This is a genomic window from Nocardia sp. NPDC051052 (genome assembly GCF_044456045.1).
Taxonomy (GTDB): domain Bacteria; phylum Actinomycetota; class Actinomycetes; order Mycobacteriales; family Mycobacteriaceae; genus Nocardia.
Genome location: NZ_JBITFL010000017.1, coordinates 23,656 through 45,475 on the forward strand (window position 1 = coordinate 23,656; position 21,820 = coordinate 45,475).

Annotated in this window: 19 protein-coding genes; 8 read left to right on the forward strand and 11 right to left on the reverse strand. The window is 68.5% G+C overall.

Annotated elements, in window-relative coordinates:
- Window positions 1-14 precede the first annotated feature (14 nt).
- From ACIBCN_RS38920 to ACIBCN_RS38935, 4 genes are all read left to right on the forward strand, one after another.
- Window positions 15-1,571, forward strand: a complete 1,557-nt coding sequence (locus ACIBCN_RS38920) for an AMP-binding protein (RefSeq protein WP_396997155.1) — start codon at window positions 15-17, stop codon at window positions 1,569-1,571.
- Window positions 1,572-1,580: 9 nt separating this feature from the next.
- Window positions 1,581-2,378: a M50 family metallopeptidase gene (locus ACIBCN_RS38925; RefSeq protein WP_396997157.1), complete on the forward strand. Its 798-nt coding sequence runs from the start codon at window positions 1,581-1,583 to the stop codon at window positions 2,376-2,378.
- Window positions 2,379-2,395: 17 nt separating this feature from the next.
- A complete protein-coding gene (locus ACIBCN_RS38930; protein WP_396997158.1) occupies window positions 2,396-3,280 on the forward strand; it encodes a DUF5995 family protein in 885 nt (294 codons plus the stop codon).
- Between the two features lie 66 nt (window positions 3,281-3,346).
- Complete coding sequence (locus ACIBCN_RS38935; protein WP_396997159.1) at window positions 3,347-3,910, forward strand: DJ-1/PfpI/YhbO family deglycase/protease; 564 nt, start codon at window positions 3,347-3,349, stop codon at window positions 3,908-3,910.
- Between the two features lies 1 nt (window position 3,911).
- On the opposite strand, the gene ACIBCN_RS38940 is transcribed toward ACIBCN_RS38935, so the two are convergent.
- Window positions 3,912-4,421 carry a gluconokinase gene (locus ACIBCN_RS38940; RefSeq protein WP_396997160.1) on the reverse strand — a complete coding sequence of 170 codons (510 nt, stop codon included), beginning with the start codon at window positions 4,419-4,421 and terminating at the stop codon, window positions 3,912-3,914.
- A gap of 14 nt (window positions 4,422-4,435) precedes the next feature.
- Window positions 4,436-5,386: a dihydrodipicolinate synthase family protein gene (locus tag ACIBCN_RS38945; RefSeq protein ID WP_396997162.1), complete on the reverse strand. Its 951-nt coding sequence runs from the start codon at window positions 5,384-5,386 to the stop codon at window positions 4,436-4,438.
- A 113-nt stretch (window positions 5,387-5,499) separates the two neighbouring features.
- Between ACIBCN_RS38945 and ACIBCN_RS38950 the strand changes: the two genes are divergently transcribed.
- Window positions 5,500-6,420: an LLM class F420-dependent oxidoreductase gene (locus ACIBCN_RS38950; protein ID WP_396997163.1), complete on the forward strand. Its 921-nt coding sequence runs from the start codon at window positions 5,500-5,502 to the stop codon at window positions 6,418-6,420.
- A gap of 1 nt (window position 6,421) precedes the next feature.
- Complete coding sequence (locus ACIBCN_RS38955) at window positions 6,422-7,291, forward strand: class I SAM-dependent methyltransferase (protein WP_396997165.1); 870 nt, start codon at window positions 6,422-6,424, stop codon at window positions 7,289-7,291.
- Between the two features lies 1 nt (window position 7,292).
- On the opposite strand, the gene ACIBCN_RS38960 is transcribed toward ACIBCN_RS38955, so the two are convergent.
- Complete coding sequence (locus tag ACIBCN_RS38960) at window positions 7,293-9,344, reverse strand: CocE/NonD family hydrolase (RefSeq protein ID WP_396997166.1); 2,052 nt, start codon at window positions 9,342-9,344, stop codon at window positions 7,293-7,295.
- 289 nt (window positions 9,345-9,633) lie between these two features.
- Here ACIBCN_RS38960 and ACIBCN_RS38965 point away from each other — a divergent pair, with 289 nt between their 5' ends.
- Window positions 9,634-10,539 (forward strand): dienelactone hydrolase family protein, encoded by a 906-nt coding sequence (locus ACIBCN_RS38965; RefSeq protein WP_396997168.1) that lies wholly within the window; start codon window positions 9,634-9,636, stop codon window positions 10,537-10,539.
- A 7-nt stretch (window positions 10,540-10,546) separates the two neighbouring features.
- Here ACIBCN_RS38965 and ACIBCN_RS38970 read toward each other — a convergent pair whose 3' ends face one another.
- From ACIBCN_RS38970 to ACIBCN_RS38980, 3 genes are all read right to left on the reverse strand, one after another.
- Window positions 10,547-12,040 carry an FAD-dependent monooxygenase gene (locus ACIBCN_RS38970; RefSeq protein ID WP_396997402.1) on the reverse strand — a complete coding sequence of 498 codons (1,494 nt, stop codon included), beginning with the start codon at window positions 12,038-12,040 and terminating at the stop codon, window positions 10,547-10,549.
- A gap of 11 nt (window positions 12,041-12,051) precedes the next feature.
- Window positions 12,052-12,636 (reverse strand): TetR/AcrR family transcriptional regulator, encoded by a 585-nt coding sequence (locus tag ACIBCN_RS38975; protein ID WP_396997169.1) that lies wholly within the window; start codon window positions 12,634-12,636, stop codon window positions 12,052-12,054.
- A 72-nt stretch (window positions 12,637-12,708) separates the two neighbouring features.
- Entirely contained in the window at window positions 12,709-13,608 is a 900-nt protein-coding gene (locus ACIBCN_RS38980; protein WP_396997171.1) for a LysR family transcriptional regulator, read from the reverse strand.
- 195 nt (window positions 13,609-13,803) lie between these two features.
- Here ACIBCN_RS38980 and ACIBCN_RS38985 point away from each other — a divergent pair, with 195 nt between their 5' ends.
- On the forward strand, window positions 13,804-14,844 hold the full coding sequence (locus tag ACIBCN_RS38985; RefSeq protein ID WP_396997403.1) for a PQQ-dependent sugar dehydrogenase: 1,041 nt from the start codon (window positions 13,804-13,806) through the stop codon (window positions 14,842-14,844).
- Window positions 14,845-14,854: 10 nt separating this feature from the next.
- Here ACIBCN_RS38985 and hutI read toward each other — a convergent pair whose 3' ends face one another.
- The 5 genes from hutI to hutH all read right to left on the reverse strand — a co-directional run bounded on the left by hutI (window position 14,855) and on the right by hutH (window position 21,803).
- Window positions 14,855-16,000, reverse strand: coding sequence for an imidazolonepropionase (gene hutI / locus ACIBCN_RS38990; protein ID WP_396997173.1), 1,146 nt, complete (start codon window positions 15,998-16,000; stop codon window positions 14,855-14,857).
- Window positions 15,988-17,292, reverse strand: a complete 1,305-nt coding sequence (locus tag ACIBCN_RS38995; RefSeq protein WP_396997174.1) for a formimidoylglutamate deiminase — start codon at window positions 17,290-17,292, stop codon at window positions 15,988-15,990. The genes hutI and ACIBCN_RS38995 overlap by 13 nt, the downstream gene beginning before the upstream one ends.
- Window positions 17,289-18,488 (reverse strand): allantoate amidohydrolase, encoded by a 1,200-nt coding sequence (locus ACIBCN_RS39000; protein ID WP_396997175.1) that lies wholly within the window; start codon window positions 18,486-18,488, stop codon window positions 17,289-17,291. Before ACIBCN_RS39000 ends, ACIBCN_RS38995 begins: the two co-directional genes overlap by 4 nt.
- Window positions 18,489-18,520: 32 nt before the next feature.
- Window positions 18,521-20,173: a urocanate hydratase gene (hutU, locus tag ACIBCN_RS39005; protein ID WP_396997176.1), complete on the reverse strand. Its 1,653-nt coding sequence runs from the start codon at window positions 20,171-20,173 to the stop codon at window positions 18,521-18,523.
- A 70-nt stretch (window positions 20,174-20,243) separates the two neighbouring features.
- Window positions 20,244-21,803 (reverse strand): histidine ammonia-lyase, encoded by a 1,560-nt coding sequence (gene hutH, locus ACIBCN_RS39010; RefSeq protein WP_396997177.1) that lies wholly within the window; start codon window positions 21,801-21,803, stop codon window positions 20,244-20,246.
- Window positions 21,804-21,820 lie beyond the last annotated feature (17 nt).

Consider the following 21,820-nt stretch of genomic DNA (forward strand, 5'->3'; position numbering starts at 1 on the left):
GCAGACTGCGAATCATGGGCGATGCTTTGGGCAGCATGTCAACTCCGACCATTACCTGCGCGGGCCGGGTGCGGTCGCAGGCCGAGGCGCATCAGCGGGCGGGACGGTTAGCTGCCGCACTAGCCAGGGCGGGGATTCGGCCGGGCGACCGGGTCGCGATGATGGTTCGCAACGATATCGAGTTCGTCGAGGTTTCCCTGGCCATCGCGGTGTGCGGGGCGAATTCGGTACCGATCAATACCGGGTGGCAGGTGCCCGAGGTCGCGCACGTGCTGGTGGACAGCGACGCGCGGCTGATCATCGCGCACACCGAGTTCATCGACATAGTCGAACAGGCTGCGCCACAAGACGATACGACCATTCTCGAGGTCGAGATGCCGAGCGAGCTACTCGCCGAGGCTGGGCTCGACGCGGCGCTGGCCGAGCCGACCGGCAGGCACGCGACCCTGGAGCAGTGGCTCGATGCCCATCCCGAGCCGCTCGGGCGCATCGAAGGCTCCCGCGACGACTCGACCGGCCTGATCTACACCTCCGGCACCACCGGCCGCCCCAAAGGCGTACTGCGCGAACGGATGACGCCACACCAGTGGTTATCGATCGCGGGTAGCGCGGCCAAGCGGCTCGGCCTCACCCCACGCGGGCAGGCGGTGATCCCCGGGCCGCTGTATCACGCCAGCCCGAACGGGATCGCGACGCTGGCGCTGCGGGTGGGCACCAACATCACCATCATGCCGCGCTGGGACGCCGAACAATTCCTGCGCATCGTCGACGAGCGCCGCGTCACCCAGGCCAAGGTGGTGCCGACCATGCTGTCCCGGCTGCTCTCGCTGCCGGCGGAGGTGCGCGGCCGCTACGACGTCTCCAGCCTCACCCACCTCATCCACTCGTCGGCGCCGTGCCCGCCCGCGGTGAAGCAGGCCGCGATCGACTGGTTCGGGGACGCGCTGGTCGAGTACTACGGCTGTGCCGAAGCGGGCACCATCACCTGGATCTCCGCGAGCGAGTGGCTGGCCCATCCCGGCAGTGTCGGGCGCCCAGCGGACGGCGCCGCCGCCGTCGTGGTCGACGACGCGGGCGAGCCGCTGCCCGCCGGCGAGAACGGCCGGGTCCTCGTGCGCGGCGCCGACTACTGGCCGAAGTTCCGCTACCTGCACGACACCGGCGAAACCGACAGTCCGATACCGGACTTCCTCGCCGTCGGCGACCGCGGCTACCTCGACGACGACGGCTACCTCTACCTCACCGGACGCTCCAGCGAGATCATCATCTCCGGCGGCGTGAACATCTATCCCGCCGAGATCGAGAACGCGATCATGGCCCTGACGGGCGTCGAGGACGTCGCGGTGTTCGGCATCCCGCACCACGGTGATCTCGGTGAAGCCGTTGCCGCCCAAGTTGTTCCGCGACCCGGCGCCGAGCTCACCGAGGACGACATCCGCGCCGGCCTGGCCGGGCAGCTCGCCGCGTACAAGATGCCGAAGGCGCTGCGGATCGTGGCCGAACTCCCCCGCGACGATGCGGGCAAGATCTACAAGCGCCGGCTCCGAGCGGAGATGTCCGACGCCGGATAGGGTGCGGCGGTGGACAGAGCCGAATGGGTCGAGCGTGGCACCTCCATCGTCGACCGCTTGACGACAACGCAAACCCAGCCGCCGTGGTGGCTGGTGGCCGGCGCGGGCGTGGTGGCGCTCGTGCTGGTCGGATACACCCCCCTCTGGCGATTCACCCGCAATATCGTCACCATCGCGCACGAGGGCGGGCACGCGCTGGTCGCGCTGCTCACCGGCCGCAGGCTCAACAGCATCCGATTGCATTCGGACACTTCGGGTCTCACCGTGTCGAGCGGAAAACCCTACGGCCTCGGCATGATTCTCACGACCATGGCCGGCTACCCCGGACCGCCGCTGCTCGGGCTCGCCTTCGCCGCGCTACTCGGCGCCAGCCGGATCACGCTGATGCTGTGGGTGGCCATCGTGCTGCTGGCCGCGGTGCTGATCATGACGCGCAATGTCTACGGCATGCTGACGGTGTTCGCGGTGGGCGCGACCGTGTTCGCCGTGTCCTGGTTCGGCACCGACACACTGCAGGCGGGTTTCGCCTACCTCGGCGCCTGGTTCCTGCTGCTCGCCGGAGCGCGGCCGGTAATCGAATTGCAGCGCGGCCGCGCCCGCCAGCTACGCAGCCGTTATCAGGAGGACGTCGCCTCCGACGCCGATCAGCTCGCCCGGCTCACCCATCTGCCCGGCCTGCTCTGGGTCGGGTTGTTCGGGGTGATCGCGGTCGGGTCGCTGGTCATCGGCGCGGGGTTCCTGATCTCCGATATCTCCGGGATCTGTCTGCCGAGTGTGTCCGGCGGGACCTGCCCCACCGGACAATAAGAAGGTAGGAGCAGCACATGATCACCACCATCCGCCTCGCCCTCGTCTCGGCTCTGCTGCTCGGCGGCGCCACACTGTTCAGCGCGAGCCCGGCAGGCGCAGTCATCGACTCCGCCTGCGGCACCGCGCTGTCGCCCGCCGAGGTCTCCTCGATCGCCGAGCTGTCCGACACCAGCACGCTCACCGGTTCCTCGCTGGAACAGCTGGAACAGGCCGTCGAACAGCATCGGCGGCTGACCGAGATCCTCGTCGAGCATCGTGATCTGCGCGGCGTCTTCGCGCTCGGCCTCGATGCCGTCGAGCAGGCCGCCGTGATGCCGCTGCAGCGCAACCCGGCCGCCTTCGCCGATCCCGAGTGGGCGCATCGGATCAGTCTCGAACTGCTGTCCCGGTTCCTGCGCAACGTGCACGCCGAATTCACCGGCGCGCAGACCGATCCGCAGTGGACCAACTACTTCGACCTCGCCAGCCGATGCGACCTGTCCCCGGCCCGCGTCGCGATGGCCGGGTACGACGCGCACCTCTCTGTCGATCTGTCGTACGCGGTGGCCGCGGTCAACGGCACACCCGCCAATGCGCCCGACTACTTCAAGATCGTCGACGCGATCGCGCAGCAGGGTTCGCTGATCGTCGATGCGACCAAGGAGATCTATCACGGCGACCTGGGCCCGCTGTGGCGGTTCTACTTCGTAGGCGAGGGCCTCGACCTGCTCGTCGGCCAAGGTGTCGCCACGCCGCAGCTGCTTCGCCTCGCCGATGCGGGCGCCAACGTGGTGATATTCGGCAACGGACTCGCGCTGACCGATCCCGCGCTCGCCCCGGCGGCCCGCGTCGAGATCGACGCGCTGTGGCGCAGCGCCGACGTGGCGTTCGAGGTGCTCACCCGACTCGGCGGGCTGTAGAGGTTTAGCTTTCCGCCTTCGCGGCACGCCTACTCCTGGGACGAATGATGGAAGGGAGTTGTCGGCATGCCGGAAGACCTGAATGGGACGCGCGTACTGATCATCACTTCGAACACGGGTGTTGAACGCGATGAGCTGCTGGTTCCGCAGAAAGAGTTGAAGCAGCGGGGCGCCACCGTGGTGCACGCCGCACCCAAGAACGAGCAGGTGCAGACCTTCGAGCACGACACCGAGAAGGACGTCACGGTGCAGCCGGATTCGTCGTTCGATGACGTCGACGTCGAAGATTTCGACGTACTGGTGGTGCCGGGTGGCACGGTCAACGCCGACAAGCTGCGTGCCGAAGACCGCGCGGTCGAACTGGCCAAGGCGTTCGCCGCCGCGGGTAAACCGATCGCCGCGATCTGCCACGGGCCGTGGCTGCTGGTCGAGGCCGAGCTCACCCCGGACAAGACGCTGACGTCGTACTTCTCGCTGCGCACGGATCTCACCAACGCGGGCGGCAGGTGGGTCGATCAGCCGGTGGTGCGTTCGGCCGAGAACGGCTGGGCGCTGATCACGTCGCGTAATCCGGACGACCTCGACGACTTCAGCCGGGCGATCGCCGACGAGCTGATCAAGAAGTCGTAGGTCAGCGGTCGCGCAGTGCCGCCGACGTTTCGCGAGCCAGCTCGGCCGGGTCGCGGGTCGCGTCGACGGTGCTGCCGCGCTCGTCGTCGGCCAGCGGCTCTAGCGCGGCCAGCTGCGAATCGAGCAGGCTCGACGGCATGAAATGACCGGTGCGATCGGTCATTCGGTGCGCGAGTTCTTCGCGCGGCGCGGCCAGATGCAGGAAGAACGCGTCGGAGGCGGCGGCGCGCAGCCGGTCACGGTAGGCGTGTTTCAGCGCTGAGCAGGTGATCACGCCGCCTCGCTCGGTTCGTTCGCCCATCCACGCGGCAACCAGGTCGAGCCACGGCGCCCGGTCCGCGTCGTCCAGCGGGATACCCGCCGCCATCTTGGCGATGTTCGCTGCGGGGTGGAAATCGTCGCCCTCGGCGTATTCGACCCCGAGCTCGGCGGCGAGCGCCCTGCCTACCGTCGACTTGCCGGACCCCGACACCCCCATCACCACTACGACGGGCAGCGCTCGCTCCGGCACATCGGCTCCTTTGCTTATCGCGCGCCACCCGACGCTGGGCGGTGCGGCATGTCCGAACCAGACATTAGCGCGACCGCAGTGGTGTCTGGTCGAGCACCTGCGATCAGTTCAGCGAGCGCGCGACAGGTGTCGTTGTCCAGGGGCAGCAGTGGCGGTCGCGGATCGCCAGCTTCGATCCCGAGCGACCGAAGTCCCGCTTTGACAGTCCTCGGCAGGCCGCCACGGGTCATTGCGGTGAGCAATGGCGCCAGTCGCTCGAAAAGGTCTGTCGCCGCCGCGGTTTCGCCCGCCGTCAGTAACCGCCACACGGCCACGATCTGCTCCGGCACCAAACATGGTGCGGCCGTGCACCATCCGATGGCACCGGCGTCGAACGCCTGCAGCGCGAGCCGATTGCTGCCGTTGAAGAACGGCACACTCGCGCCACCGAGCTCCGCGAGCCGCCGCATCCGCGCGATATCCCCGCTGGATTCCTTGATCATCGTGATGTTGTCCACGCCCGCAACGAGATCCACCAGAAACTCCGGTGCCATGTCGATGCCGCTCGTGCCTGGATTGTTGTACGCCATGATCGGCAGCGCCACCGCGTCGGCCACGGCGGTGAAGTGCCTGCGCAGCTCCGGCTCGGTCAGTCGCCAGTACGCCACCGGCAACATCATCAGCGCCGTCGCGCCGAGCCGTTCGGCAAGCCGGGCCCGCGCGATCGTGCCCGCCGTGGTCAACTCCGACACCCCGACCACCGCCGGCACCCGCCCATCGACCTGCTCCAGACAGATCGACGCCACCGCCGCCCACTCCTGCTCGTCGAGATACGCGCTCTCCCCCGTACTCCCCAGTGGCGCAACAGCATCCACGCCCGCGTCGATCAGCCGATCAACCAGTCCGCGCAGCACCCCCTCCTCCACCTTGCCGCTGTCGACACTGAACGGCGTCACCGGATATGCCACGATCCCCGCGATACTCATCGAAACCTCCATTCCTCGCCCCCATCTTGCTCGGGTGGCGAAATTCATACTGAGGGATGACCCGCACGCCCCGGTCGTACCGTACGGAAGCCCCCTCGGGCACCATGGTGATCATGGAATTGCGCATCTTCACCGAGCCGCAGCAGGGTGCGAGTTACGACACGCTGTTGACCGTCGCCAAAGCCACCGAGGACCTGGGATTCGACGCGTTCTTCCGGTCCGACCACTACGCGGCGATGGGCGGCGCGGACGGCCTGCCCGGCCCCACCGATGCCTGGATCACCCTGGCCGGGCTGGCGCGGGAGACCAAGCGGATCCGGCTCGGCACGCTGGTGACCGCCGCCACCTTCCGGCTGCCGGGGCCGCTAGCGATTCAGGTCGCCCAGGTGGACCAGATGTCCGGTGGCCGTGTGGAACTCGGCCTCGGCAGCGGCTGGTTCGCCGACGAGCACGCCGCCTACGGCATCCCGTTCCCCGCGGACAAGTTCGCGCGGCTGGAGGAGCAGCTCGCCATCATCACCGGGCTGTGGTCCACCAAACTGGGTGACACCTTCGACTTCGACGGCCAGCACTACCAGCTGACCAACTCCCCCGCCCTGCCCAAGCCGGTGCAGGATCCGGTGCCGGTGCTGATCGGCGGTCACGGCGCCACCCGGACGCCGCGGCTGGCCGCGCAGTACGCGACCGAGTTCAATATGCCGTTCGCTTCGCTCGAGGACAGCGCCGCCCAGTTCGAGCGGGTCCGCGCGGCCGCCATGGCGCGCGGACGCCGGGCCGACGACCTGGTCTACTCGAACGCGCTCGTCGCCTGTGTCGGCGCCGACGACGCCGAGGTGGCGCGCCGGGCCGCGGCGATCGGCCGCGAGGTGGACGAGCTGAAGGCGAACGGCCTGGCCGGTTCGCCTGCCGAGGTGGTCGACAAGATCGGCCGCTACGCCGAGATCGGCGCGCAACGGATCTACCTGCAGATACTGGACCTCGCCGATCTCGACCACCTCGCGCTGATCGCCGACCAGGTGCAAGGGAAGATCTGACATGGAGGTCGGGAAGCCCAGCCGGACGGCGTTCGCTACCGCGTCCGCGCGTGCTTATCATCAGATCGCCCCCGAGCCTCGCGTTTTCACCGATCCCTTAGCCGTGCCGATCACCGGTGTGACCGCTGAAGAGCTGGCCGAGAAGGCGATTGCCGCGACGGCCAGCGAGCCGAGCGAGGAGATCGCCTTTTATCGCGTCCGCCGGTTGTTCATGGCAAGCCGGTCGCGCTTCGCGGAGGAGACGATCGCCGACGCGGTGGCGGACGGGGCGCGGCAGGTGGTGATCCTCGGCGCGGGTTTGGACACCTTCGCCTATCGCAATCCCGATCCGACGCTGCGCGTATTCGAAGTCGACCATCCGGCGACGCAGGCGTGGAAACGTCAGCTTCTCGACAAGGCCGCGATCACCGTCCCCGATTCCCTGACCTTCGCACCGATCGATTTCGAGAGCGAAACGCTGGCAACAGGTTTGGCCTCGGCGGGCTTCGTCAGAGACCAGCCGGCCGTCTTCATCTGGCTCGGTGTCGTGATGTATCTGACCAGGGAGGCCATTCAGTCGACCCTGCGCTACATGGCCGAGCAGGCGACCCCGGTACGGTTGGCCTTCGATTACGTCCCGCCTGCGTCCGACGCGGCACCGGAATACCGGGCGCACCTACGAGCGAGAGCGGACCGCCTGGCCGCGCTCGGCGAACCACTGATAAGCGCCTTCACCCCCACCGAACTGGCGGCGGAACTGCGTGCTGCGGGCTTCGACAGCGTCGAAGACTGCAGCGCGGCTGATCTTGTCGCGCGCTATGTGGGCCAGGCCGAACTCGGCCCGGCGCCCGAGCGGATGCACGCCCGCGTCGCCCGCGCTCTGCGCACCTGACTCAGCCGAGCGGCCTGCTGGTCGGCAGGTTCACGAAGCTCGGCTGGGCCGGATCCAGTTGCAGGGACTGCGGTTTGAGCTCGGTGTTGTTCAGCAGTGGCCGGAAGGGCAGCGACTTGGGCGAGTTTCCGGCGAAGACGTCGACGCGTAGTCGATGTCCTGGCTGCAGCACCGCCTGGATCGGGATGACGGCGATGTCCAGCGCGACCGGCTCGCCGGGAACGACGGGTAGCAGGCTGTCCAGGGTGATCGGGTTGTAGGGCGCGGTGTAGTCGCCGTTGGCCGAGCGGGTGCTCTTCGCCTCGTCGACCGCGCGCATCGACGCGGTGAGTTGGCCGGTGCTCAATACCGTCGAAGTTCCTTCCGGGGCAACGTCGTTCACGGTGACCGCCCAGTATCCGTCGGTCGCGTCATGAACGGTGTTGAGGTGCACGTTGATCGGGCCGGAGATGACGGTCGGTGCGGTGACCGGAGTACCGGTGAAGGTCAGCGCGTTGTGTTCGGCGATGCGAGAGTCCTTGGCGCACATATCCACTACCGCGGTTATTCCGGCGGCACCCTGAGCGGTGTCGCGTGAGCAGGCATTGGCGAGGCCTGGCGACACCGTCAGCGTCCGGTGCTCGTCCGGCTTTGTCACCGACAGTGATCCGTCGTACACGCTCTCGGCGGTGCCGCTGGGCGTCGCGGACAGATACACCCGCCGATGGGTCGCGTCGGTCTGCGGGAACTGTCCCAGCGTGATCCAGCCGCCGCCCTGTTCCCACACGGTCACCGGCCCGAATTCGCCGATGCCGTGGTCGATGTCCTTGAGCCACTTGTCGAACCACACCCGCTGCAACACCTCCAGGCGCGCGGGGCCACCGCGCACGCCCGTGCCCGCGCCGGGATTGGCGTGATAGGTATCGCCGACGACCAGCTGTTTCTTGCTCGCGGGCAACGGAATCGCGTTGAACACCGTGGTCGCGCTGTTGGCGAAGATATCGTGCCAGCCGCCATAGACGAAGGTGGGCACCGTGATTCGCTCCGGATGCCCGAGAATGGCCTGCCGGAAGTCGCTGTCATGGTCCAGCGCGGCGGCCAGCGTCTGTGGAATCTGATCGAGCGACGGCGCGAGCAGCGCCTGGCTCAGGAGATCGTAATTGGTTGCCGGGTCGGCCATCCGGTCGTTGAACCATCGCCAGTCGAAGGTGCCGTTCAGCATCGACCACACGTCGGGGATCAGCTTCATCTGGTTCACATTGCTCAGCCAGAGGGGCAGAAAGGTGGTGCCGACGCCGCCGCCCGGCGCGACGACATCGCGCATCAGGTCGCTACCCGGTTCGACTGGGAAGATGACCTTCAGTGCGGCCGGGGCGTTTTCGGCCGCACGCAGCTGGTTGATGCCCGCGTAGGAGCCACCGCTCATGCCGACCTTGCCGGTGGACCACCGCTGCGCCGCGGCCCAGCCGATCACCTCGCGGGTGTCCAGTTGTTCGCGGGTGCCGAGGGTGTCCCACGTGCCCTGGGAAAAACCGGTCCCGCGCACATCCGCGACCACCAGGGTGTATCCGCTGCGAATCAGGCTGCGGTCGACGCCGAGTACGGTCTGCACGGTGCCGCCGTCGAGCGCGTGCAGCAGATCTCCGAAGCCGCTGATCGGCGTCCCCGATAGGTTCATGCGCCCGAGCAGGTCCATCACTATCGGCTGCAGGCCGGGTGCCGCCAGCGCCGAGTCGACCAGGTTCGTCAGCAGTTTCGTGTACGGAGTGAGGTTCACGATGGTCGGCAGCGGGCGCTGTTCCACCGCCCCCGAGGCGTCTACCGGCCGGTACACGTTCGCCTTCAGCACCACCCCGTCGCTCATCCGGATCGGCACATCCCAGTCGATGTGTACATCGGCGTATGGCTGCGGCCCGTCGTGCAGTGCGGTCCATTGTTGGCTGCGTGTCCCGCTGTCCGGTTGAGCCGCTACCGACCCCACCGCAAATCCACCGCCAACTACAACGATCGATAGCACCGCCGCCAATCGAGCCGCGCGGACAAACTGTTGTGCCACTTGCTGCCCCGAAAGCATCCTGCTCCTCGACCGATGTGCCGCACGTTGATGGTGTTATGCAGTATCGGGTTGTCAAGATAGCAATCTGCGCGCTAATCATTGGGAGGTACGGCCCGGTCGGTTTGTCGTGTTGGCGGTGACGCGACGAACCGATCCGATTGGGCGGTATCGCATTTGCGCAAATCGGACAGCATAGATACCGCGCAGTTTGGTTTAAGAAGTAGGCTGCCTGGTTTAAAGAACTAGGCAGCGTCAACGCGCCCGGAAAGCCACGCGGATCGTGGCGTCGGGGCCTACCTTGATGGGCATGACGCCGCTGCAGCGCTATATCGCGGAAGAAATCGCCGCCGATCATGCCGACGGGCTGTTGAATCGCCGGGAGGCGCTGCGCCGCCTCGGGCTGCTCGGGTTCGGCATTCCGGCGGCCGCCGCCTTGCTCGCGGCCTGCTCGACCGAGCCCAAGGATCAGCCCACAACGCCGCAACCACCCTCCGCCGCAACACCATCCACGCCGCCCGGGTCCGGCTCGGCACTGCCGACGACGCCGATCACCTTCGCGGGACCCGGCAATCGGCAATTGCAGGGCGCGTGGGCCGAGGCGGCGCAGCCTCGCGGCGGCGTGCTCGTCATCCACGAGAACAAGGGCCTCACCGACCACATCCGTTCGGTAACAGGACGATTCGCCGGAGCGGGTTACTCGGCCCTCGCCGTCGATCTGCTGTCCGAAAAGGGCGGCACGGCGAGCTTCACCGATCCGGCGCAAGCCACCGCCGAGCTCAGCAATACGCCGCAGGAGCAGTTCATCGCCGACCTGCGGGCGGGCCTCGACGAGCTCGGGCGACGCGTCCCGGGCAAGAAGCTCGGCACGACCGGGTTCTGCTTCGGCGGCGGGCTGGTCTGGCTGCTACTCGCCGCTGGCCCGTCCGCTCTCGCGGCGGCAACGCCGTTCTACGGCCCGTTCCCCGACAACGGCGACCTCTCGGCCTCGAAAGCCGCCGTGCTCGGAATCTACGCGGCGGCGGACACTCGCGTGGACGCCACCCGCCAGGCCGCCGAGGACGCGCTCAACCGGGCAGGTACGCCGCACGAGATGTGGGTCGCGCCGAATGCCGACCACGCGTTCTTCAACGACACCGGACCCCGGTACGCACCGGCCGCCGCCACCGAGGCCTGGCGGCGGGTACTCGATTGGTACGGAACACATCTGAGTTGACTGTGCGTTACCAGGCGGCGAGGAAATCCTGGATCGGCGCGGGATCCATTGCGACGACGCCGATGTAGCCGTCGGGACGAACCAAGACCAGCGTGCCCGGACCGGACGGGTCGATGTCATAGTTGCCGAAGGCCGCACCGACAGGTGAGCCGGTTTCGTGGGGTTCGAGCACGCGCCCGCGTACCCGATCACCCTGCGCGCGACCAACTTCGTCAACAGCCGCGGCGGTATCGGCGCCGAATCCGAGCACCGTGAAACGCGTGCCGCGGAACAGATCGAACAGGCTCCCATCACCGCATTGAGCGTCGGGCGCACGGTCGCCCGCACGCACGGCACCCGGCGTCTCGCGCGCGTCCACGGCCAACGGTCCGCCACGATAGTTGACCTTCAGCTGGAAGATATCCAGACTCCCCTCCCCCGGCTCCGCATCGCGAAAATCCTGGCGATGCGAGCGTGTCGTCACATCGAGCACCCGTGCCGCGATCGGAAACCGCTCGGCCTCATAGGTATCCAGCAGCGCGTCCGGCGCGCCGGACAGCACGGCGGCCAGCTTCCAGCCGAGGTTGTAGGCATCCTGCACGCTGGTGTTCAGGCCCTGGCCGCCTGATGAAGAATGCACGTGCGCCGCGTCGCCCGCCAGGAACACCCGGTCGACCCGAAACCGGTCCACCATACGGACGTTCACCCGGTACACCGAGATCCAATTCAGGTCGTACAACCGGATATCCGAGCGGCCGCACCGCTCGTCGAGGATCTTCTGCACGGCCGCCAGGGTCAACTCGGGCACATCATCCGCGGTCATGTTGGCAATGAACTGGTAGTAGTCGGTTCCCGGCATGGACCACAGCGAAAAGCGTTCCTGCACATTGCCAGTCGTCAGCATGTGACAGTAGATGCCGGTCAAGCCTTCAGCTTTGACGTCGCCGATCAGCGTTCGCTCGGTCTGGAAGGTTTCGCCCTCGAAGCCGACGCCGAGCGCCTTGCGCACCACGCTGCCGCCGCCGTCCGTCCCGACCAGATATCGGGAGCGCACCCGCACGAGCTCACCATCGCGTCGCAGGGTCGCCGTGACGCCGGTGTCATCCTGAACGAAATCGACGAACTCCGTGTTCAATTCGAGGCGGCCGCCGAGTTCGAGCAGCCGGTCTCGGAGCAGTTCGTCGGTGCGCCACTGCGGCAAGATCCACGCGTTCGGATAGGGCACGCCGTGCGCACGTTCGAGTGGTGCGATGCCCAGCATCTCGTGCACTGTCCGCGTCCATTTCACCTGCGTGTCGGCGTACATACGGAACGAGGGGAACGGCGCACCGTTGGCAATTACCGCATCGATCAGGCCGAGGTCGTCGAAGACCTCCAGAGTCCTTGGCTGTAAACCCTTTCCGCGCGAGCCGAGGAACAACTGCGCGGCCTTGTCCACCACCAGGCACTCGATCCCGCGCCGAGCCAGGTCGCAGCCGAGGGTCAGCCCGGTGGGTCCGGCGCCCACGATCAGCACCGGCAGGTCTGTTGTCGTCATCTGTCTGCTTTCGCCGGGAAGGTGCGGGTGAGGATGGGCAGCAGCAGCTCGTCCACCAGGCCGGTGAGGAAGGCCCGGTCGAGCGGCTCGCCGAGAAACATCCGGCGCATGATCTGCCCCTCGGAAACCTGGTGCGCCAGTTCGGTTTCGGTGTCTTCGGGCAGTTCGCCACGGGCGATGGCGCGGTCGACGACGGTGCGGAACGGACCGAGGTCCTCGTCCGCGACGTGTTCGCGCAATGCGTCGGCGAGTTCGGCGTCCACCCGCATGGCGTGCATGACGCCGGTCATCATGGTCACGTAGTGGTCGTCGACCTGCGCGGTCAGCGCGAGCAGCGCCGCGATCAGATCGCCGCGCGCGGTCCCGGTGTCGGGAATGTCGGCGACATATTCGGCGTCGTGCGCGTCCATCGCCGCCCTCACCAGCGCGGGCTTGCCGGGCCACCGCCGATAGATGGTCGCCTTACTCGCCTGCGCCCGCGCCGCGACGGCATCCATTGTCATTGCCGCGTAGCCGATTTCGCCGAGCAGCTGATAGGCCGCGGCGAGTATCGCCCGCTCGCGTTCGACACCTTTGATCACAGCCCCCCTAGTGAACGGTACGGTTTCGTTCACTTCGACGATAGCGGACCACCGCGACCGGCACAAAGCCGATTACAGAATTTGATCGCCGAGCGCGACGTCCTTGCATGCCTCCAGCAGCGGGTGCAATCGCTCCATGGCATTGGTGCGCACGGCGAGCACCGTGGGCAGCGCAAGTACACCCGGTGTGCACACGGGCAGGAAGGCCACCCGGCTGCTGTGCAAGAGTCGTGCGTGCGGCGCGTAGAGGACGGTCCATCCGGCGGCACCGGCGCCGAGGGCGGCGAGGGTGTCTTGGATCGAGACTTGCTCAGGACCGAACACCGGCTCGAATCCCGCTTTGCTGCACGCGGTCAGCACAAGATCATCGAGCAAAGCGTTGTTCTGCCGGTTTGTCAGATAGAGCGGCAGCTCAGCGAGCTGAGCGAGATCGACACACCGGTCGGCAGCCGAGGGATGATCGGCGGGCAGGGCGACGACCAGTTCGTCGTACCACACCGGAATCTGCTCCACGCCCTCCGGAGCGGCCACCTCGCCGCGCAGGAACGCCGCGTCCCACTCGTGTTCCGACACCTTCCGCAACCGCTGCCCGAGCGCCGCCGACGTCAATTCCACCTTCACCCCGGGCGCACGGTACTTCAACGCGACCAGCAGCCGCTCCAGCCGCTCACCCATGCCGCGGCTGGTCCCGATCCGCAAGACGGTCGGTGTGGTCAGGAAGTCGGCGACGCTGGTCCTGGCACGCTTCTCGGCGGCGAGCACCTTCTTGGCGGCAGGCAGAAACGCCGCCCCGGCTTCGGTGAGCCGGACGCTACGAGGCGAGCGTTCCAGCAACACGACGCCGAGCTCGCGTTCGAGTCGGCCGAGCTGCTGGCTGACCGACGATTGCACAATCATCAGTCGTTCCGCCGCCCGGCCGAAATGTAGCTCCTCGGCCACCGCGACGAAATACCTCAGTTGACGAAGTTCCATGACCTCAGCGTGGTTCGGGGACAAGACTGGGTCAGGCTACCGCCCGTGGTGCGCGGCCAACCGATGTGGCTTCGTCCCGCGCGCCGCGCACTCACAAATATCCTCGGAGGTGCCCGCGTGAGTTATCCGAAAGTCAGGTCAGCGCGGCGTCGCATTGCCAGCGTCGCGGTCACCGTATTACTGGCCGTTTGCGTGATGGGATGCGGGAGCGGCGACCGGCCCGAACCCTCCCCCGCCACCGTGCGGAGCACCGCGCCGAGTAAACCGTTCGGTGCGCCCGACCTCGGCGCGGCGGAGGAGATCGCGCACGGGATCGAGGTGCCGTGGGGTCTCGTCTTCCTGCCCGACGGCAATGCGCTGGTGGCGGAACGCGACAGCGGGCGCATTCTGCGGATCGGGCCCGGTCACGTGCCGGAGCAGGCGTACCGGGTGCCCGGGATCGTCGCGAGCGGCGAGGGCGGTCTGCTCGGGTTGGCGTTGTCGCCGCAGTATGCCGAAAACCATTACATATACGCCTATTTCACCGCCGAATCCGATAATCGGATCGCCCGGTTTCGGTTGGACGGACCGCCGGAAGTGCTGTTCGAGGGGATCGCCAAGTCGGCCGATCACAATGGTGGCCGGATCGCGTTCGGGCCGGACGGCATGTTGTATGCCGGAACCGGCGACGCCGGACAGAGCGGTCGGTCGCAAGATCCGGCGAGCCCCAACGGCAAGATTCTGCGGCTGACACCGGAAGGCCGACCGGCGCAGGGCAATCCGACCGAGGGGTCGCCGATGTACAGCCTGGGGCATCGCAATGTGCAAGGGCTGGCCTGGGATCGCGCCGGGCGGCTTTTCGCGGCGGAGTTCGGGCAGAACCGGTTCGACGAGATCAATCTGATCGAGCCGGGACACAATTACGGATGGCCGGCGGTCGAGGGGGCCGGCGGCGCGGATCGCGGGTTCACCGAGCCGTTGGTGACGTGGTCGACGTCGGAGGCTTCGCCCTCGGGCATCGCGATTGCCGGCGACACCCTGTACGCCGCGGCATTACAGGGCCAACGGCTGTGGACCGTGCCGCTGCGCGACGGCGCGGTCGGTCAGCCCCGAGATGTGTTGCGGGCCAGCTACGGGCGGTTACGCACGGTGGCGGTCGCACCGGATGGCGCGCTGTGGCTCACCACCTCCAACACCGACGGCCGCGGCGACCCGCAGCCGAATGACGATCGCGTGCTTCGCTTCCCGGCGCGGTGAGCGGCCTCGGTCAGCCGAGCACCCGCTGGCCGAGACGCCACACCGCGTAGGTCAGCGGCACGCCCGGCCGGTAAGCCAGGTGCGTGACCGACGGCGCGTCCAGCACCTGCAGATCCGCGCGAGCGCCGACGCGCACGACACCTACATCGTCACGACGCAGCGCTCGCGCGCCACCCGCGGTCGCGGCGTGCACCGCCTCGGCTACCGAAAGCCCCATCTGCAGTACGGCGGTGGCGACGCAGAAGGCCATCGAGGTGGTGTACGAGCTGCCCGGGTTGGCGTTAGTGGCCAACGCGACCGTGGCACCGGCGTCGAGCAGCGCGCGGGCCGGGGCGAGACGCTGCCTGGTGGACAGGTCGCAGGCGGGTAGCACGGTGGCGACGGTGTCGGAGGACGCGAGGGCCTCGATGTCGGCGTCGGTCAGGTAGGTGCAGTGGTCGACGCTGGCCGCGCCGTGGCGCACCGCCAGTTGGACGCCCGGGCCCTCGCCCAATTGATTGCCGTGCACCCGCAGGCCGAGCCCGTGCGCCTGCGCGGCGCGCAGCACCCGATCCGACTGGTCCTGATCGAAAGCGCCTGTCTCGCAGAAGACATCGGCCCACCGCACGTAGGGCGCGACGGCGTCCATCATCTCGCCGCACACGAGATCGACGTACTTCTCCGCGTCCATGTCGGACGGGACCAGATGGGCGCCGAGGAACGTCACCTCGTCGGCGGCCGCCGCGGCGAGGCGGGCCGAGCGGAGTTCGTCGGCGACGCTGAGCCCATACCCGGTCTTGGTTTCCAGACAGGTGGTGCCCTGCCGTCGCGCCTCGGCGATATGCCGCGCCAGGTTGACCGACAGCTCGTCGTCCGAGGCGGCCCTGGTGGCGGCCACGGTGATGGCGATGCCGCCCGCGCGGTACGGCCGTCCGGCCATCCTGGCCTCGAACTCGGCGGTGCGGTCGCCCGCGAAGACCAGGTGGGTGTGGCTGTCGACCCAGCCGGGCAGCGCGGCCCGGCCGTCGAGGTCGACCCGGTCGTCGGCCGCCGGAGCCGCGCTCGCCGGGCCGATCCAGGCGAACTGCTTGCCGTCGAGGACTACCGCGGCGTCCCGCAGCGGGCCACCCTCGGTGTTGGTGGTGAGTTCTCCGATGCCGGTGATCAGGGTCGACACAATGCCTCGATTTCCTCGCGCAACACGGTTTCCGGATGTTCCACCCGCAGGTGACGATGCTCGGACACGACCGGGCGGCCCGCGACGAGCACCGAGCGGACATCGCTCGCGGTCGCGGCGAACAGGGCGGCGGCGGGCGCGGTGCCCGCGGTGCGGATCGAGTCGAGGTCGATGGTGACCAGGTCGGCCGCCGCGTTGGGGGCGATCCGGCCGGCCTCGGGCCAGCCGATGGACGCGTGATCGGTTGCGGCGCGGTAGAGCTCGGCCGGGCTGAATCGGCCGCGGGCTCGGCTGGCGAGCCGCTCGTCGAGTTCGAGTGCGCGCCACTCCTCGAAGGCGTCGATCACCGCGTGGCTGTCGGTGCCGAGGCACAGGCCCACACCGGCGTCGGACAGCGCGCGGGCCGGGCCGATACCGTCGCCGAGGTCGCGTTCGGTGGTAGGACAGAAGCACGCGCGGGTGCCGCTGTCGGCGAGCAGGGCGATGTCGGCGGTGGTGAGGTGGGTCGCGTGCACCGCGACCGTCCGCGGGCCGAGCAGGCCCGCTTCCGCAAGCAGCGCGGTCGGTGTGCGGCCGTGTGCGGCAAGGCAATCGGTGTTCTCCGACGGCTGCTCGGACAGGTGGACGTGCAGCGGCCGTCCCGAGGCCGCCTCGGCGATCACCGGGAGCGCCGCCACGGGCACCGCGCGCACCGAGTGTGCGGCGACGCCGGTCCGCACCAGCTCCGGTTTCGGCGTGAACGCGGCGGCCCGTTCCGCCCACGCGTCCACGCTACCGTCGCTGAAACGGCGTTGCCGCTCCCCCAGCTCTACACCGAATCCGCCTGCCAGATAACACGTATCGAGCAGGGTGAGCCGAATACCGGCGTCGTCGGCCGCGGCCGCGAGTGCCGCGCTCATCGCGTTCGGATCCGTGTACCGCACACCGCCCGGGGCGTGATGTAGGTAGTGGAATTCGCCGACGCTGGTGTATCCCGCCAACACCATCTCGGCGTACACCCCGCGCGCAAGCCGATAGTAGGAGTCGGGATCCAGTTGGGCGGCAACGGCGTACATCCGTTCGCGCCAAGTCCAGAAGGTGCCTTGATCGTGCTGCGTGCGTCCACGGAGCGCGCGATGGAAGGCGTGGGAGTGTGCGTTGGCGAAGCCCGGGATGGTCAATCCCGGCAGCACGGTGCCGGTGCGATCGGTATCGCGGATCACAGACTGGATCGTCGCGCCGGTCACCTCGATCGTCACCGACTCGGCCAGACCGTCCGGCAGCCAGGCGTATTCGGCCCAGTAGGTAGTCATCCGGCGAGTTCCTCCAGCACCCGCGCGAGACTCTGTGCGCCGCTGTCGATGTCGGCGGGCTCGGCGAATTCCTGGGGTGCGTGGCTGATGCCGGTCGGGTTACGCACATACAGCATGCCGGAGGGGACGTGTGCGGCGAGGACGCCCGCGTCGTGACCGGCGCCGGTGGGTAGCGCGGGCACACCGCCGAGCACCTTGTCCATTCGGCTCCGGAGCGTCTCGTCGAAAACGACGTCGTCCGAATAGGACTCCTCGGTGACGGTGAGCTCGCAGCCTTCGGCCTCGGCTGCGGCCCGCGCCGCCTCGGTGATGTCCTCGACCAGTGCCGCGGTGCGGCCGTCACCGGCGGCACGCGCGTCCAGCCATAGATCGACGCTGGACGCGATGACGTTGGTGCCGCCGGGATTGGGCACCAGCCTGCCGACCGTCGCCCTCGCGTCCGACATCGCGGCGGCGGCCCGGCGCGCGGCCGCCACCACCGTCGCGGCCGGGAGCATCGGATCGTGTCGATCGATGAGACGGGTCGCGCCCGCGTGATTTCCCTGCCCGGAGAACGAGAACCGATACCGGCCGTGCGCGATGATGCTGCTGCCGGTGGCGACGGGACTGTCCAGCTCGATCAGCCCGCGCCCCTGCTCCACGTGCAGTTCCACGAAACAGCCGATCTGGGCCAGCGATTCGGGATCGGCGCCGAAGCGCTTCGGATCGTGCCCCGCCTTCACCGCCGCCTCGGCGAGCGTGATGCCCTCGGCGTCGCGCAGACCTCGGGCCCGGTCGGCGTCGATGGCGCCGGTGAGCAGCCGCGAGCCGAGGCACGGCACACCGAACCGTCCGCCCTCCTCCTCGGCGAACACGAGTACCGCGAGCGGCTTGGTCGGCGCAAAACCCTTGCCCTGCAAGATCTCCACGGCCGCGAGCGCGCTGGCCACGCCCAGCGGACCGTCGTACGCGCCGCCACCTGGCACCGAATCGAGGTGGCTCCCGGTGACCACCGCTCCGGCGCCTGGACTTCCCCACCAAGCCCAGATATTGCCGTTGCGGTCGGTATTCACGTCCAAACCGGTGTCCAAGGCCTGGTCGATGAACCAGTCCCGCAGCTCGAAGTCGGCGTAGTCGTAGACATGGCGCGAGTACCCGCCGCGCCGGGAATCCCGTCCGACGCCTGCGATCTCGGCCATCAACTGGTTCACGCCCACCGCTTCGCTCCTGCCGTGCTCTGGGGTCTGGTTCACGGCGCCTCGTGCATGGGGATGCGCACACCGCGCTCGGCGGCCACCTCGCTCGCGCGGTCGTAGCCCGCGTCCACGTGCCGGATCACGCCGGTGCCAGGGTCATTGGTGAGCACGCGCTCGATCTTCTGGGCCGCCAACGGCGTACCGTCGGCCACGCACACCTGCCCGGCGTGGATCGACCGGCCCATGCCGACGCCACCACCATGGTGAATGGATACCCACGTCGCACCGGACGCGGTGTTGAGCAGCGCGTTGAGCAGCGGCCAGTCCGCGATGGCGTCGGACCCGTCGGCCATCGACTCGGTCTCGCGATACGGCGAGGCAACGCTGCCGGAGTCGAGATGATCGCGGCCGATCACCACCGGCGCGGACAGCTCGCCGCTGGCCACCATCTCGTTGAAGCGCAGCCCGGCGAGGTGCCGCTCGCCGTAGCCCAGCCAGCAGATGCGGGCCGGAAGCCCTTGGAAGGCAACGCGTTCGCTCGCCATCCTGATCCAGCGACGCAACGACTCGTTTTCCGGGAACAGGTCGACGATGGCCCGGTCGGTGGCCGCGATGTCCTTCGGGTCACCGGACAGCGCCGCCCAGCGGAACGGGCCCTTGCCCTCGCAGAACAGCGGACGGATGTAGGCGGGGACGAAGCCGGGGAAATCGAAGGCTCGCTCGCAGCCGCCGAGCGCGGCCTCACCGCGCAGCGAGTTACCGTAGTCGAACACCTCGGCACCCTTGTCCAGGAAGCCGAGCATGGCCCCGACGTGCTCGGCCATCGATTCGCGGGCCCGATCGGTGAACTCGTCCGGCTTCTTCGCCGCGTAGTCGGCCCAGTCCTCGACGGCGATGCCGCGCGGCAGGTAGGCCAGCGGGTCGTGCGCGGAGGTCTGGTCGGTGACGATCTCCGGATCCAGCCCGAGCGCGAGCAGCTGCGGCAGCACCTCGGCGGCGTTGCCGATCAGGCCGACGGACAAGGCCTTTCGCTGCCTGCGCGCGTTCGTCACCCGGACCACCGCGTCGTCGAGGTCGGTCGCGACCTCGTCGAGGTAGCGCTCCTGCACCCGGCGCCGCGCCCGCGCCGGGTCGCATTCGATCACCAGCGCGACGCCGCCGTTCATGGTGACCGCCAGCGGTTGCGCCCCGCCCATTCCGCCGAGCCCGGCGGTCAGCGTGAGCGTGCCGGCCAGGGTGCCGCCGAACCGCTTGTCCGCCACCGCCGCGAACGTCTCGTAGGTGCCCTGCAGGATGCCCTGCGTGCCGATGTAGATCCACGAACCGGCGGTCATCTGCCCGTACATGGTCAGCCCGAGCGATTCGAGCCTGCGGAACTCCGGCCAATTCGCCCAGTCACCAACGAGATTGGAGTTCGCGATCAGCACTCGCGGCGCCCACTCGTTGGTGCGGAACACCCCGACCGGCTTGCCCGACTGCACCAGCAGCGTCTCGTCGGACTCCAGGGTCGTCAGCGACCGGGTGATCGCGTCGAAGCTGGCCCAGTTCCTGGCCGCCTTGCCGGTGCCGCCGTACACGACCAGATCCTGGGGCCGCTCGGCTACCTCGGGATCAAGGTTGTTGTGCAGCATCCGCATTGCCGCCTCGGTCTGCCAATTCTTGGCAGTAAGCTGCGTGCCCCGCGCCGCCCGAACGATCCGACTCATAGAACCAACCTCCAATGAATTGCTGCCGCAAGCGAGACGTGGCCGCGGCAAAGTTCGACAAGCCCCGCTGTCATGACCCGTTGGACGAGGCCAGGTGGGGGGCGACGGCGCGGGTGAACTCACCGGAGCGGATCAGCGCCTCGGCGGCGGCGATTTCGGGCGCGAGATGACGATCCGAGCCGGGACCCTCGACCTTGGTGCGCAGCAGCGCGTGGGCCGCGCCGGTGACGGGCGCGGGACGCAAAGGTGCGCGGAAGTCCAGCGCCCGTGCGGCCGTCAGATATTCGACGGCGAGCACGGTGGTCAGTCCGTCCACCGCCGTGCGCAGTTTACGGGCGGCGGACCAGCCCATCGACACGTGGTCCTCTTGCATCGCGCTGCTGGGGATCGAGTCCACCGACGCGGGCACGGCCAGGCGCTTGAGCTCGCTCACCACGGCGGCCTGGGTGTACTGGGCGATCATGTGGCCGGAGTCGACGCCCGGATCGGCGGCCAGGAACGCCGGAAGTCCGTGCGACCGTGCGACATCGAGCATCCGATCGGTGCGGCGCTCGGCCATGCTCGCCACGTCGGCCACCGGGATGGCGAGGAAGTCGAGCACGTAGGCGACGGGCGCACCGTGGAAATTGCCGTTGGATTCCAGGCGTCCGTCGGCGAGCACCACGGGATTGTCGACGGCGGAGGCCAATTCGCGACCGGCGACCAGTTCCGCGTGCGTGACGGTGTCCCGCGCAGCGCCGTGCACCTGCGGTGCGCAGCGCAGCGAGTAGGCGTCTTGCACCCGATTACAGTCCGGCCCACGATGACTGGCCACGATCTCCGAGCCGGCCAGGGCGGCGCTGATCCGGGCCGCCGAGCTGGCCTGGCCGGGGTGTGGACGCAACGCTTGCAGATCGGCGGCGAACACCCGATCGGTGGCGAGCAGCGCCTCCACGCTCATGGCCGCGGTGATGTCGGCGACGTCGAGCAGCATGTGCAGATCGGCCAGCGCGAGCACCAGCATGCCGAGCATGCCGTCGGTGCCGTTGGTCAGCGCCAAGCCTTCCTTCTCGGCCAGCACTAGCGGCGTGATTCCGTTGGCGCGCAAGGCCGTTGCCGCGTCCATCACGGTGCCGGACGCGTTGGTGACCTCGCCCTCGCCCATCAGCGCCAGAGCCACCGCGGCCAACGGCGCGAGATCGCCGGAGCACCCGAGCGAGCCGTACTCGTGCACGATCGGGGTGATGTCGGCGTTGATCAGCGCGGCGAGCGTGGCCGCCGTCTCCGGCCGGATCCCGGTGTGGCCGGTCGCCAGGGTGCGCAGCCGCAGCACCATCAGCGCGCGCACGACCTCCCGCTCGACCGGGCGGCCCGCACCCGCCGCGTGCGAGCGGATCAGCGAACGCTGCAGCGCGACCCGGCTCTCCTGCGGAATGTGCCGGGTCGCCAGCGCGCCGAAACCGGTGGACACGCCGTAGGTCGGCACCGTCCCCGCGGCCAGCGCGTCGACGTGCGCACGCGCCAGCGCCAGCCGGTCCTGCGTGGCCTCGCTCAGATGGACCTTGGCGCCGAGGCGCGCGACGGCGACGACCTGTTCCCCGGTCAATGGTCCGTCGAGCGCCACGGTGGGGAGCTGTGCAGTTTCGGGCATAGGGTCCATTCCACCGT

Excerpts from the sequence above, each read along its gene's own strand:
- ACIBCN_RS38920 (WP_396997155.1), top strand. The coding sequence starts at position 15 with ATGGGCGATGCTTTGGGCAGCATGTCAACTCCGACCATTACCTGCGCG.
- ACIBCN_RS38930 (WP_396997158.1), top strand. The coding sequence starts at position 2,396 with ATGATCACCACCATCCGCCTCGCCCTCGTCTCGGCTCTGCTGCTCGGC.
- ACIBCN_RS38935 (WP_396997159.1), top strand. The coding sequence starts at position 3,347 with ATGCCGGAAGACCTGAATGGGACGCGCGTACTGATCATCACTTCGAAC.
- ACIBCN_RS38945 (WP_396997162.1), bottom strand. The coding sequence starts at position 5,386 with ATGAGTATCGCGGGGATCGTGGCATATCCGGTGACGCCGTTCAGTGTC.
- ACIBCN_RS38950 (WP_396997163.1), top strand. The coding sequence starts at position 5,500 with ATGGAATTGCGCATCTTCACCGAGCCGCAGCAGGGTGCGAGTTACGAC.
- ACIBCN_RS38955 (WP_396997165.1), top strand. The coding sequence starts at position 6,422 with ATGGAGGTCGGGAAGCCCAGCCGGACGGCGTTCGCTACCGCGTCCGCG.
- ACIBCN_RS38960 (WP_396997166.1), bottom strand. The coding sequence starts at position 9,344 with ATGCTTTCGGGGCAGCAAGTGGCACAACAGTTTGTCCGCGCGGCTCGA.
- ACIBCN_RS38965 (WP_396997168.1), top strand. The coding sequence starts at position 9,634 with ATGACGCCGCTGCAGCGCTATATCGCGGAAGAAATCGCCGCCGATCAT.
- ACIBCN_RS38980 (WP_396997171.1), bottom strand. The coding sequence starts at position 13,608 with ATGGAACTTCGTCAACTGAGGTATTTCGTCGCGGTGGCCGAGGAGCTA.
- ACIBCN_RS38985 (WP_396997403.1), top strand. The coding sequence starts at position 13,804 with ATGGGATGCGGGAGCGGCGACCGGCCCGAACCCTCCCCCGCCACCGTG.
- ACIBCN_RS38995 (WP_396997174.1), bottom strand. The coding sequence starts at position 17,292 with ATGACTACCTACTGGGCCGAATACGCCTGGCTGCCGGACGGTCTGGCC.
- hutU (WP_396997176.1), bottom strand. The coding sequence starts at position 20,173 with ATGAGTCGGATCGTTCGGGCGGCGCGGGGCACGCAGCTTACTGCCAAG.
- hutH (WP_396997177.1), bottom strand. The coding sequence starts at position 21,803 with ATGCCCGAAACTGCACAGCTCCCCACCGTGGCGCTCGACGGACCATTG.